This is a genomic window from Lentisphaera marina, from assembly GCF_028745505.1.
Classification (GTDB): domain Bacteria; phylum Verrucomicrobiota; class Lentisphaeria; order Lentisphaerales; family Lentisphaeraceae; genus Lentisphaera; species Lentisphaera marina.
In genome coordinates, this window is the sequence record NZ_JAQZZL010000002.1 from 1468386 (window position 1) to 1481900 (window position 13515).

General features: G+C 38.0%; 12 protein-coding genes. 7 read left to right on the top strand and 5 right to left on the bottom strand.

All coding sequences use genetic code 11. The annotated features are described in order from the left end of the window. Nucleotides 1-7: 7 nt before the first annotated feature. On the bottom strand, nt 8-238 hold the full coding sequence (locus tag PQO01_RS16880) for a hypothetical protein (RefSeq protein ID WP_274315295.1): 231 nt from the start codon (nt 236-238) through the stop codon (nt 8-10). A gap of 518 nt (nt 239-756) precedes the next feature. On the opposite strand from PQO01_RS16880, the gene PQO01_RS16885 reads away from it, so the two are divergent. Next, on the top strand, nt 757-1449 hold the full coding sequence (locus PQO01_RS16885) for a response regulator (protein WP_274315297.1): 693 nt from the start codon (nt 757-759) through the stop codon (nt 1447-1449). Between the two features lie 74 nt (nt 1450-1523). On the opposite strand, the gene PQO01_RS16890 is transcribed toward PQO01_RS16885, so the two are convergent. Continuing rightward, nucleotides 1524-2348, bottom strand: a complete 825-nt coding sequence (locus PQO01_RS16890) for an HAD-IIA family hydrolase (protein WP_274315299.1) — start codon at nt 2346-2348, stop codon at nt 1524-1526. A gap of 208 nt (nt 2349-2556) precedes the next feature. Here PQO01_RS16890 and gcvH point away from each other — a divergent pair, with 208 nt between their 5' ends. Genes gcvH through PQO01_RS16905 form a run of 3 tightly spaced genes read left to right on the top strand, consistent with a single transcriptional unit; the run spans nt 2557 to nt 5137 of the window. Continuing rightward, nucleotides 2557-2919, top strand: a complete 363-nt coding sequence (gene gcvH / locus PQO01_RS16895) for a glycine cleavage system protein GcvH (RefSeq protein ID WP_274315301.1) — start codon at nt 2557-2559, stop codon at nt 2917-2919. Further along, nucleotides 2919-4217 (top strand): aminopeptidase P family protein, encoded by a 1299-nt coding sequence (locus PQO01_RS16900; protein ID WP_274315303.1) that lies wholly within the window; start codon nt 2919-2921, stop codon nt 4215-4217. The genes gcvH and PQO01_RS16900 overlap by 1 nt, the downstream gene beginning before the upstream one ends. Before the next feature lie 2 nt (nt 4218-4219). Then, nucleotides 4220-5137, top strand: a complete 918-nt coding sequence (locus tag PQO01_RS16905; protein ID WP_274315306.1) for a hypothetical protein — start codon at nt 4220-4222, stop codon at nt 5135-5137. Here PQO01_RS16905 and PQO01_RS16910 read toward each other — a convergent pair. Then, nucleotides 5130-5921 carry a TrmH family RNA methyltransferase gene (locus PQO01_RS16910; RefSeq protein ID WP_274315308.1) on the bottom strand — a complete coding sequence of 264 codons (792 nt, stop codon included), beginning with the start codon at nt 5919-5921 and terminating at the stop codon, nt 5130-5132. The two genes, PQO01_RS16905 and PQO01_RS16910, sit on opposite strands and share 8 nt — an antisense overlap. A 302-nt stretch (nt 5922-6223) precedes the next feature. Between PQO01_RS16910 and PQO01_RS16915 the strand changes: the two genes are divergently transcribed. Then, nucleotides 6224-6760: a hypothetical protein gene (locus PQO01_RS16915; RefSeq protein WP_274315309.1), complete on the top strand. Its 537-nt coding sequence runs from the start codon at nt 6224-6226 to the stop codon at nt 6758-6760. A gap of 155 nt (nt 6761-6915) precedes the next feature. On the opposite strand, the gene ltrA is transcribed toward PQO01_RS16915, so the two are convergent. Then, the gene (gene ltrA / locus PQO01_RS16920; RefSeq protein WP_274312562.1) at nt 6916-8247 is read right to left on the bottom strand and encodes a group II intron reverse transcriptase/maturase; all 1332 of its coding nucleotides are present in this window, start codon (nt 8245-8247) and stop codon (nt 6916-6918) included. 11 nt (nt 8248-8258) lie between these two features. Then, a complete protein-coding gene (locus PQO01_RS16925; protein WP_274312561.1) occupies nt 8259-8432 on the bottom strand; it encodes a hypothetical protein in 174 nt (57 codons plus the stop codon). A 460-nt stretch (nt 8433-8892) separates the two neighbouring features. On the opposite strand from PQO01_RS16925, the gene PQO01_RS16930 reads away from it, so the two are divergent. Next, nucleotides 8893-10452, top strand: coding sequence for an IS1182 family transposase (locus PQO01_RS16930; protein ID WP_274312601.1), 1560 nt, complete (start codon nt 8893-8895; stop codon nt 10450-10452). Between the two features lie 191 nt (nt 10453-10643). Beyond that, nucleotides 10644-13514 carry a glycoside hydrolase family protein gene (locus PQO01_RS16935; RefSeq protein ID WP_274315310.1) on the top strand — a complete coding sequence of 957 codons (2871 nt, stop codon included), beginning with the start codon at nt 10644-10646 and terminating at the stop codon, nt 13512-13514. Nucleotide 13515: the final 1 nt, after the last annotated feature.

The following is a 13515-nucleotide window of genomic DNA, read 5'->3' on the forward strand; positions in this document are numbered from 1 at the left end:
TGGGACACTACCCTGCACTCAGGTAGCGAAAGTTCATTGAAGCTGAGTCGTAATAAGCCGTGACTTTGTTTTTCCCCTGATTAAACTCGATGGCATGACCGCGTAAAATGACCGGGTCATCTTTATAGGAAACTACCTGTGAAACTACAGGTCCGAAATCGTAGGTATTGTACCATGGACTCGCCATCACTTGAAATAAGGAACAGCTAAGCAAAGCGAATAAAGTTTTCTTGAACATAAGGCCTCTATAAAATTGGAATTAAACTTTCTATTCCTAGAGGAACCAAACTCAAAAACGTAACACTAAATAATGTAAATATTTTTTAATTATTACTAAATAAGAAAATCATCATTATTTGAGATTGATAAAAACGATCAAAAAAGCTCCAAAATAGCGGATGCATCACTCCGATTTTCGGTTGCACTTAGTACATGGAATAGTGATTCAAAATCCCCCGCCTTCGGTCGTATGGGTTCAAGTCCCACCTTCGGTATTCAAGCACTTACAGAAATGTAAGTGCTTTTTTCTTGCCAAGATCTATACGAGCTCCAATATTATCTAATTCAATCATAGGCTTAGACTTACTTGTTAGAAAATAACAAGTTTATTAAAATGACTTAGCTTCATATTAAAAATACGAAAGAGTCTAAAATTTAAGTATTCATTTGAAATTATTATTTTTTCTACTCGAAAAACTAAAACCCCACCTTATTGTTAAAATATAGTTTATTCAGTGAATCAGGGAGAAGGTCACTATGAAGAAGAGTATTTTAGTAGTAGAAGATGAACTCGTAACACAAGAGCTCATAAAACATGCACTCATCAACGCAGGGTTTGATGTAAAAATAACTTCTAAGGGTAAAGAAGCTATACAAATAGCTGAAAATGAACATCCAAGCCTTATACTTCTTGATGGAATGTTAGATGATATTGATGGCACAGAAGTTTGCCAAGCTTTGAAAAAGCATATCTCTACTTCAAGTATACCTATTTTTATGTTATCTGTGCGTTCTGATGAAAACCATCAGCTAACAGGTTTAGAACTCGGTGCAGATGATTACATTACAAAACCATTTAATCCTAAGATCCTAGTTGCTAAAATTAATGCTGCTTTCAGACGTGCTCATTTGGACCATACTGATTTTAGTAGTGATGATGTGATAACTCACAAGGGTTTAGTGATGAACTTAGCTGACTTCTCGGTCAAGTTGGATGGTCAGTTACTCAACTTAACGCCTGTTGAATACAAACTTTTATTTTTCCTCTGTAAACATCCTGGTCGTGTCTATTCTCGTGAGGCAATCTTAGAAAAGATCCGTGGCGAAGATGTGATTATTACAGAGAGAACTGTAGATGTACACATCCTATCTATCAGAAGAAAGGTTGGTGATTTTGCATCCAACATTGTTACGGTTCGTGGTATTGGCTATAAAGTTGCCGAAGAATAAAGCTACATAGAATTTATAAAAAAAACACTTATGAAAAATCATAAGTGTTTTTTTGTGTCGTAATATATCGTTATCTAGCCAAAGGTGATTAAATAATCTTCATCAATAGGTTTTTCATTTATGATTTCTTCTAGTTCCTCTACGGAAAAATCATCTAGGCTATTGATAACTTTATCTGGCAAAAAGGAATAGTTTTTCATTTCTTCCGCAGTAGCTCGACCACTCATAACCATAATACTATAATAACCCAATTGAATCCCACCATAGATATCGTTTTCCATGTGGTCACCAATCATCACCGTGAAGGATGCCCGCATGCCCAAAAGCTTGCGAGCTGAACGGAGCATCAGTGGACTAGGTTTACCTAGGTTTAGGGCCTTTTTATTGGTTTCATCTTCCAGTAGCTTTACAATAGAACCGCAACCACTACGCAAGCCAAAGGCTGTCGAACGCTGATTATCCATATTAACGGTAACAAGCCTAGCGCCCTCTTTGAGGAATTTAATTGCCACATCCAGCATTTCTAAAGTGTAATCACGCCCCTCTCCCACAATGACGTAATCTGGACGAGAATCCACAGGAGTAATATTGTTTTTTTCCAAGGCTGTCGTCAGGCCCCCACTCCCCAAAACATAAACCCTGGGGTTTTTGGTTTGTTTAGCCAAAAAACGCGCTGTCGCCATTGCGCTTGTGTAGATCTGTTCAACGTCAACTGGTAGGCCTAAACTCCTAAGGTGCTCAGACATATCAGTTCGTTTTTTTAAGGAGTTATTACTAAGACACATAAAGGGGATGTTCTTTTTAACGAGTGCATTGACGAATTCTTTTGCTCCCGCCATCAATCCCAATTGATCACAGAGTACACCATCTATATCTAAAAGTACGCCAAATTTACTCATTTTTCTGTCCCTTATTTATCACTTGTGACTATGTTCATTTATGTGAATATAATCTGTCTTTAATAAGAATTTAGTCATAGCTGCTTATTATTTATAAATTATACTTTGTTTTCGACTAAAAAATCGAGCCTCTTTTTATATTCACATATGGCAGCTCAAAACTTTTGAGTTACAGTAGAAAAACTAAAAATAAATAATACGGAATAATATGAAACACTTTTCTAAAGATCACGAATGGGTAAGCCTTGATGGCGATGTTGCAACTGTTGGTATTTCTATTCACGCTGCGGCCGAATTAGGCGATGTGACTTTTGTTGAATTACCTGAAACTGATGAAAGCGTTGAAGCTGGTGCAGCAGTAAGTGTAGTTGAATCAGTAAAAGCTGCTTCAGATATTTATGCTCCCATTGCTGGAACAATTTCTGAAGTTAACGAAGTTTTAGAAGATGAACCAGAAATCATTAATGAAGATGCTGAAGAAAAAGGCTGGATCTTTAAATTAACTGGTGTGGATGCATCTGCCCTAGAAGGTTTAATGACTGCAGAACAATACGCTGAATTTATTAAGTAATGATTCCTAGCTCAGCTCATCTTCGAGCTAGCGCTCAAAATCGTAAAAAACTCCTGGAGCTCTACGAGGATGAAATCCTTGTGATTCCAGGAAATTTTTTGCGCCAAAAGAACTCAGATGTTCACTACGCCTTTCGTCAGGACTCTGATTTCTCTTATTTATGCCCCTACCCCGAACCTGACTCCATCATGGTTTTGGACGCAAGCGACCATAGTTTTCACCTTTTTGTCCTACCAAAAGATCCTTTAAAGGAACTATGGGATGGACCTCGCTTTGGCATCGAGGGTGCCATAGAAATTTTCCAAGCAAATGAGTCTTATTCCAACAAAGACTTAGCTAAATTTATCCCTAAGTTAACACGAGCACGAAAGGTTCTTTGCTTCTTCCCCAATTTTTTGAGTCCACTTCTAGAAGAATTAAAAATCCTTTTGGAAACCTATAGCGAATCACTCAGTGAACTTGGTTTAAAAAGTCAAATTCATGATCTGCGGATCATTAAAAATGAATTTGATTTAAGCTGTATGAGGCGTTCTGCTGAAGTCTCTTCAATGGCACACAAACATTTAATGCAGTGCGCTCCTAAATATTCTAATGAAAGTCAATTAGAGGCAGAATTTCGTTATTTTTGTGCCATGAAACAGCAAGCTGATATGGCTTATCCGCCGATTGTGGCTTCCGGTGCTAATGCGACTTGTCTCCACTATGTGATTAATAATCGCGAGTATCAAGACTCCGAGTGCGTTTTGGTCGATGCGGGAAGTTCTTACTTAAATTATGCAGCTGACATAACGCGAGTTTTTCCCACAAAGGGAAAATTCAGTCCCCAAGCTAAAGAACTATATGAAGCTACTCTACGTGTTCAGAAACAGGTTTTAGCTCATATAAACACGAATATTTCTCTATTTGATTTAAATATTCTTGCACAAGAACTCTGCTGTAAAGAACTCTGTGACTTGGGTATTATAAAAGAGAATTATGAAGAAGCTGTAGAAAAGAAGTTGTTCCGAGATTACGTACCCCATGGCGTTGGGCATCATCTAGGACTAGATGTACACGATGTGAGTGAATCAACTATGTCTTATCGCAACACAGGCAAAAAGTCTCACCTAAAAGATGGGATGGTTATCACTATAGAACCGGGAATTTATATTCCTAAAGATGATCAAAGTGTTGATTCTAAATGGCGCGGAATTGGCATCCGTATAGAAGACAATATTCATATTCAAGAAGACTCATATGAAAATCTAACTATTTCTTGCCCAAAAGAAGTCGATGAAATAGAAGGCTTACAGGGCTGATAATGAAGAGAGTAATACCATTAGTTCTCTATACTGTATTACTTTTACTTTGCTCCTGTACGCAAATCCATGAGATGCCCATCGAAGGTGAAAACTGGAAACAAAGTGGGGATTACCAAGAGCATTCTTGGAGTGTCGTTAAAGAAGGCGATACAATCACTATTCACCTTGATGACATGGCTTACCAAGTCGCACCCCAAATTAAAATCCAAGGTCTAAGCATTGAAAGGTGTGGCCTTGCTTCTAGTGGCCCCGCTAGTCAAGACCACGGCATTGAATTAGCACAATACGGCAAGCTATATCATTCAAAACCCTATGCCCATTCTTTTAAAATAGATAAAGAACTTCATATTTTTAGTCTTTCTAAAGAGCAGACTTCAGAAGGCATCTTGTACATACAAAGCATCTTCAGTATAGATTTAGAAACGAAAGAAATAAGTCTCCAGGAAATTATTAATAATCCCAATAAAGATATACGTGAAGCACAATTTTCTTATCTAATCAAATCTGAAGAAGATCTCAAGGTTTTCCCAAATTATAACTCTGTCAGCCCCTTGCACACAGATCAGGAACGTGATTTATCTAAATGGCAAAAAGACAAAAACCTTAGCGATATGAATGCCTTGAATTATGCGAATAAGTCCGACTTAATTCTTTCTCAGAAGGACACTATATTCAGTATATCTCGCAAGGATTTGAAGCATGTTTCTTTGTTAAATCCCACGACTCTCAGCTTGGGAACGAGCTTATACCAAAAACGCCAACACGAAAGAATTCTCGGAAGAGTAGTCCTCCTCAAACCCTATACTGATTTAAAGCTTTCAACATGTATTAAAATTTCAAGTGAACTTCCCACCGACTCTCGTCCTGTAACTTATGTTCCCAAACTCGATGGTTTGGAAAGTCTGGAGATTAAGTAAGAGTTTTTCCTTGTTGGACCAATTGATACATCAAAATTGCTGACGCAACCCCTACGTTAAAACTTTTGACCTTCTCAGTCATTTCAATTTTTACAACACAATCACAGGCATCTTGTACTTCTTGGCTTAAACCAAGTCCTTCATGCCCCATGAGTAAGACCCACTTCTTAGGTACATTCAAAGTCGATAGGTTAATTGCCTGTGGACTTGCTTCGGCCGCAATAACTTTGTAACCCTTCGATTGTAAATCTTCTATACATTTGAGTAAATCATCATATATAGCCAACTTGAGTTGGCTAATGTAGCCCATTGAGACTCGTAGAGCTCGACGACCATAAGGGTGTGGCCCTTGCGAAGGGACTAAAAATGACTTAACGCCTAAAGCTGCAGCACTGCGTGCAATCGTACCCACATTATCATTCTTTGATAACTCAGCGATCATGATGATCTGATCATCAAGTTCATCAATTGCATGTTCTTCAGGACGAGTAGCGTGCATCATCACACCATGATGAATATTATAACCAGTGATTTTTTTCATTGTCGCTTTAGTTGCCACATAAAAAGTGACCTCTTTAAGTTTACTTAAGCGCCCTTCCTCATTTAGATAAAATTCATTAGTCGCTAATATGCTCTTTACATGAGCTCCCGAATCAATCAAAAGATTCACAACCTTTGGACTATCGGCAATAAAACTGTTATCGGCAGTGACAACATTGTCTCTAAGGTGACGGTAAACCTGTAAACTTTCTAAGTCAAAATTATCTACTTCTATTAAATCCAAGGAGGGCTCGCTTTTACAAGGTATTAAACATTTTGAAAAGTTACCCCTTTTTAAAGAATTACAAAGAAATTACAATTGTTAATTTTTGATTAATTTTTATTTGAAATAAAGCTTAATCATGAATATATTAGACTTAGTAAAACTAATTCCATTGATAATCTGAGCTTAAAATGATTAATAGTACTCCACTCAATAAAAAATATAGATTTGTCTTTTTTATGTTTTGATAAAGGGGATGAAACCTCATTAACAAGAACAAATTCACCTATGACAATAGCTTTTATATTAATGGAGACAGGAAAATGGCAACAGTATTAAAGTCAAATTACATATTAGAAATCAAACAATCTCAAAGACGTAAAATTGATAAAGAAATCCTTAACCTAGAAAGTTTAACAATAGATGTGGAAAGTAAGTACGCCCAAATTCACAAATCTATGAAAGGAATCAGTTATGGTCTTAAAGGGAGCTTGGCGCGTTGGGTAAAGTCTGCACAAGATTACTCTACCCTTTTAATCCAAGCTCAATCTATTAAGTTATATGTTGATGAGATCAAAAATATGGGTACAGAGAAAATTAAATACCCACCTATTTACATGACCAAAAGAGAAAAAATCTATTATGAATTGATGATCAATTACCATAAGGCAATTGCTCATTCAATCGAGATCATTATTAGTAACCTACAGATTATGGTTTTTAAAAAACAAGGTTTAAATCACCAAAAAACCTCCAAAGTAAACTATAATTCTAACCTTAATTACTATTTAGCATCACGATTAAACTGCAAAAAAATCGCCGCTAAATTAGCGCACTATAAAAGTTCTGTGACTCTCTGATTAGTCTTCGGCGATAGCTTTCCTTTCTATATTGACCGTAACACGATTATACAGTTGAGCGTGAAAGCTCATTTAATAAGGGTAGGGAAGACTCCTTGCGGAGTCTCCCCTCCTTCCGAACCGTACGTGCGGTTCTCCCGCATACGGCTCTCCAGTCAGTGCTTACTCCGAAGAGACTGAAATTCCAGTTTCCAGGCTTCTTCCAGTGAAAAGAAGCCTAGATCTGTAAAGTAGGCTTTATTGTATTTACGAGTATCAATCATGCGATGAGAACCTCTCTTGCGATTATATTTGGCTATAATGCTGCGCAGTCTTCTGCGTGTAAATTCATCTATCCCTCGCATTGCATACACAGTGGAGTGCTTGAAGTATTGATACCATCCGACAAGATTTGGCCGAAGGTAAGCAATTATGTCCTCTATTGAGTCCTTATTGCTTCTCCTCGTTTTCTTGCGTATGGCATCTTTGCATTTCTTCAGACTCTGCTTCCTTGGCCAACGTTTAATGCGATGTGTATTTCGCGTTCTCTCGAAATGGTATCCGAGAAACTCGAAGTACTCGCACTTCTCTGTCATGTCGGCAATTCGCGTTTTTTCTGGATGAAGTTTCAGCCCATTGGCTTTCATCCACCTTCGCGTTTTGCGCAATGCCCTTTTGGCTGATTCTTTACTTTTACACATGATCAGGAAATCGTCTGCATAGCGCACTATCTCGAATCCAGCCTCGGTCATCTTGTGATCAAAGGGATCAAGATAGATATTTGCTAACAGAGGACTGATAATTCCTCCCTGCGGTGTACCTTCTTCAGGTTCCCAATGTTTGAGACCATCAAAGATATTGGCTTTGAGGAATTGTTCGATCAGATCAAGAATTTTACCATCAATGATCTTTTCCTTGACTCGACTCATGAGTTTCTCATGTGGTATAGTATCGAAGTAGCTTTGGATGTCGGCATCCATAACATAGAGATAGCCCTGCTTTAACAATTCATTCACTCGTCTAAGTGCATCCTTGCAACCCAGCTTTGGACGAAATCCAAAACTGTAGGGCGAGAAGTCGATATCGAATATCGGCTCTATCACATGTTTCAGAGCTGTTTGAACTACTCGATCACGCACTGTGGGTATTCCCAGAGGTCTGGTCTTTCGACCATCACCTTTTGGGATTTCCACTCGGCGCACTGCACGGGGATCATACCTTCCATCTTGCAGTTCTTCGAGAAGCTTAGCATTATTATGCTCCAGCTCTGATTCGTAGCGCTCGATTGATACCATGTCCACTCCATGTTTGCCCTTATTTGAACACACTTTCTCCCAAGCCTCCATAATATTATTCTTACGCATCAGCTTATCTGATAAGCTGTACCACTTGCCTTTTTCAACTCCTCTATGAAGAGTTTTCAGCATCTGATCCGTCCAGACAGAAGGTGACGCCCACGCTTGTATTTCAACAAAGCGTTCATCTCGTCCTAATATTTGTTTAGCCATTTCTGACATTCTTACATTCCTTCTACTCTTTTCTTCTCAGTTTCACCTTCCTGCCCCCCTTTGCTCCAGTGGCTTTCACCACCTTCATCGCTACTATGGGGGCTCTGACTCCTGCGTGGCGGATTCATCCGTACTGCCCACACAGGTCTCCCTACTTGATCCACAACACCTTCACACCATTCCATCACCAATCACCTGTCAGCGTCTATACATCGCTTTTCTTTCCGCCTTTCTTCAGCGTGTACAGCTTGAGCAGTTGGCTTACTTCGCCCTCAGGCTACGCAGCTCTTCCACCCACTCTCTGGTCTTCGCCATGACATAGCGGGCTCGACACCCTAACCGGCCGAATCGTGTTCGTCATCCTACGGACTGGTATTTCATCTCGGCCCTACTACCCACCCCGTCTCACAACGACGCAGTTGGCTTCGACTACAGGGCTAACGGCCAACCCTGACGAGGTCTTTCACCTCGCTGATGTTGTGTACGCATAGGCGTACTACGCCGTTCCTTCAGAACGGTTGAACTTCTTTAATATAATTTCTATGGTTAAAGAGACTGTGTGAAAAACATTATCCACATACACTTACTTTAATAAGCTTATATATTATAGCATATAGAATTTTCAGTAACTGCTGTGAGGAATTTATGAGCTTTATAAAAAGAGTGTCACGCGATCAGGTTTTATTATTGCCGGACTGTCTTGATGATTATGTAGACGAAAACAATAAAGTTCGCTTTATAGATGAGTTTGTTAATGGTTTAGACTTGAGAGAATGTGGTTTTATTTATCCCAAAGAAAGAATCGATGGACGAGGTCGACCTGCTTATGATCCAGCCGATTTATTGAAACTGTTTATCTATGGCTATTCTTATGGAATTCGCAGTGGACGTAAACTCGAAAGGTCTTGTAAAGTGAACCTTGAGGTGATTTGGCTCATGGGTAAACTGAAGCCTGATTTTAAAACTATATGTGATTTTAGACTGAGTAATCGTAAGGCCTTTAAAAAGGTCAGTGCCCAATTCACTCTTTTGTGTAGTAAACTTAAGTTGATTTCTGGTGATTTTATAGCCGTTGATGGCACGAGTATCAAAGCCGTAAATAATATAAGTAAAAGCTGGACAAAAAATAAACTGAACTCGGCTCTTAATAAGTACGAACAAGAGGCAGAAAAATATCTAAAGGATTTAGAGGAACTGGATAAGTATCCATCTCCAAAAAAGGAAGATAAACAACAAAAACTAAAAAATTCACTGGTAATAAATCAGAAACTATCTCAAGAATTAACAAAAATCAAAAACCAACTAGAAGCGACGGGCAAAGAGAGCATTAGTTTTAATGACCCTGAAAGTCGCCCGATTAAAAAAGGACGAAAAAGTACAGTCGGTTATAATGTTCAACACGCTGTGGATGATAAAAACTACTTGATTGTCGCAGCTGAAGTAACATCGCAGGTTAATGATCTTGGTTCACTTTATTCAACTTTAAAAGCAACAAGTGATGTTATTGAAGAAGGAAAAGGAAGCAATGTCTTGGCAGATAAAGGTTATTTCAGCAATGAAGATATCAAAGCTTGTGAAGATAATGGCTATACCTGTTATGTTCCTGAACAGGGAGATCCTATGGAAGGTCGAGGCTTATATGGGAAAGACGACTTTATTTACGATAAGCATAATGACAGCTACATTTGTCCTGCGGGAAAAAGCCTTGCCAAATTTCAAAACAAGAAACGAGGAAGCAAACAATTTTGGATCTATAAAACGCCCGAAGCTTGTATCAACTGCTCCCTAAAAGCAAAATGTACAACATCAAAAAGCCGAAGTATTCAACGGTGGGAACACGAATACGTTTTAGAAAATGTTCGAAAAAGGATGAAAGCCAAACCAGGGGTAATGAAACGACGAGCTGCAATTGTTGAGCACCCATTTGGAACAATTAAAGAACATATTCTTACTGGTGGGTATAATCTAACTGGAAAAGAATCTGTACAGGCCGAGACTTCATTGGCACAACTTGTTTATAATTTGAACCGAGTTCTTAATATTATGAAGTTTTCAGAATTAATGTCCTTACTCAAGGATATACAGGGGGTTTTTCTAAAATATATTCACAATCACTTGTTAATCAGTCCTTATTTGAGTATGAAAGTGATGAAATTACTCCTCAGACGAAATAGTTATACAAACTCACTAATTATTCTAGTTTGATACAAAGGCAGATCTTTTTCACACAGTCTCTAAAACCATAGCCTGAGTTATGCTCAGTGCCTTTGGCACAATCAAATTAGATCCTTAAGTGGATAATCGTATAAAGCCGAAATATAAAAAACTCTCTAAATTTAAGTGATTTATTTTTTATAAATTTGTCACTTAAAAAGTTGTGTGCTTGTTTTCTTTTTATGAAAACATTAATCCATACAACCACACACAAAGCCAGGTTTTTATTCTTGGCCTTTTTCTTTACTTTTAACTTACTTAGTCAAACTCAGTCCTCAATTCCAAAGGAAATATGGATAAGTAAGCAAAGTCACATTGAATCAAAAAATGATTTTATGTCTCTTAAAGCCAATGGACATTTAAAAGAACTCATGCATTTTTCTGAGCTTTTGATCAAAGGTAGTAGCTTCCTCATAATCGATCAAAATGGAAAAAGTGAGCAAGTCCGACTCCCAGATAAAATCAAACTTGAGAAGAATGATAATAGCTTGACTTTTCAGAGTCAATTCAAGCATAAAGAAAGCGAGATTAACTTCCAAGGAAAAATCCTTATTGAAGGCGACAAGCTACAGATTTCATACAAGTTTTTAAGCCCTAAGTTTAAAATGAGCCATTTTATTATTCAGTTAAATCCAGAGAGCTTTTTTGGTGATTCTTTTCGTATTGATGGAAGAACTCTAAATTATCCAGCTCTTGAAAGCGAGTCTAAGAAATTATGGCAAACACTCATTACCGAGACCCCCTTCACAAACTTCACTGCTTCCCTATCAAAACATAAAAACTTGCGTATCACAACTGGCAACGATAGTAAAATAACGGTTAAATACATTAGTACTCGTTGGCAAAATAACTTCTCACTATTGCTTTCCTGTAAAGATCAAAAAAGCATTAATTTTAAGCTACAATTCCCCGAGTCAACAATCAATCCGAAGCCATTAAGTAATAATCAAGCTAATTTGCTTAGTAATGGCAGTTTTGAGGTCGGTATGAAGGACTGGGGTGTCAGCTTTTCGAGTTTAAATGATCGATCGACTTATTCGACTCAAATTACAAAAACTCCTACTGGCCAACGCGCATTAGTCATCGATCATAAAACAGTTAATCCAAAGTATAAACAAAATTATACTCAACTCAAAATCCAAAGTGAGTTCATTCAAATACCAGCTCGAACTCCTATTACTTACTCATTTGATGTAAAGAGTGCGGACAAAATCATTAATGCCAAAATGGTCGTTCGTTATCAATCGGTAGAAAATATTGCCAATGCGGGAACCAGTATTGAACGTAAATACATTCGCATAAGCCCGCTATGGAAACGTCATAGCTTCTCTTTACGCCTCCCACGCGGAATGAATAATGCCTACAGCTTTGGCCTTGAATACCAAGGCAAGAACGAAAACTGCAAGCAAAAAGTATTTTTTGATGGTGCCTGTGTTAAAATTGACCATTCAGCAGACTACTCAGCTCAGAAAGAACTGATAATTGGTGCTCATATCCCGCAAACGAACAACTTATTTGAATTGGGGCAAGAACTACATTTAAAGACTTACATCAAAAACAACTCCAAGAATAATCAAATAATAAAAGCCAAAGTCAAAATATTGGATCCCCATGACAAGATCACACATAGTCAAGTACAAAACTTTAAACTGAGTTCAGGCCAAGTTACAAATGACTTCTTAAAAGACTTTTATTATCGAGGGCAAAAACTAGGCCCTCATAAACTGGTTCTCGAAATCTATAAGAATAATGAATTGGTCGATAGCTACAAAAAAGCTTTTGGCTTCATACAAAGCAATCCAAAAAGTAGCTTTAAGCGAGCCTCAAAATTTGGTCTACACATGGGGGGTAATAATTACCAAAGGTCATTAAAACTGGCATCAAAAATAGGCTTCACCTGGACTAGAGGTGGTGCTTTTCACAATTCCTGGAAAGCGTATCAGCCTTCACAAAATCACTGGAATAAAAATTTCATGGATCGAAATTTAGCGATAATTGACGATCACGAACAATTGAATATGACTCCAATTGTGATTTTAGGAGTTAAAACTCCGAAGTGGGCCTCTAGTGCGCCACTCTTATCAAAGGAGTATAGCCTCTACCCACCCGCTGATGATAAATATACTGATTTTGGGAACTATGTAAAAAAAATCACTCAAACATATGGCAAGCGTATTCATGCTTATGAAATATGGAATGAACCCAACACAAGTGTTTTCTATCGCGGTAGTCCTGGAGAATTCGCCAAAATCATAGACTCATCATCCGCAAATATTACTTCAGAAAATCCTGATGCAAAAATCATTGGCTTTGGCTTGACCCACTACGATACTTCCTCTTCAGAATTCATGCTTAAAAGTTTAAAAAGAACACAAAGTAAAAAATTAAATGGTATCTCATTCCACCCCTATTCTGATGATCGTTTAAGCCCAGAAGAAACGAATGTCCAAAAACAGTTTGAATGGATTAAAAAAGATCTTAAAACGACAAAACTCAATCAAAACATGGAACTCTGGGCCACAGAATTTGGTTGGTTTGCACCGCACGAGAACTCCCAAAAATTCACGCCATACAAAAATGCGCAAGTCGCAAAGAAACTTGTTTCAGAACATGAATGTGCTCGTTTCTATGTACAAATGGTAAACACATCTCTCGCTCATGGCTTGGACAAACTCTTTTACTTCATTTTCCAAGAAGGTACAATGAGTAGTCGTTGGTTTCACGGTTTTGTGGGTCCAAATGCCGAATTCTTAAAAGCCCCCTACTATGCGGCGGCAATTGCGATTAAGAATTTAGATTTTAAAACCTGCCTAAAACAACACAGAGCGACTTCTGGCTTAGTTATCAATACCTACAAAGAAAACATGACTGTACTCTGGGCAAATAAAGACTTAAAAGTACAAATAAAATCTGCTCTTGCGCTACAATGCGAGGACCTCTATGGTAATCCTTTTGTTGTCAATCAAGTTAATGGGATCGTGGATTTATCCATTGGTAAAGATCCCATCTACATCAAAAAAACTCTTTCTCTCAATCAATTTATCGAGCCTTAAA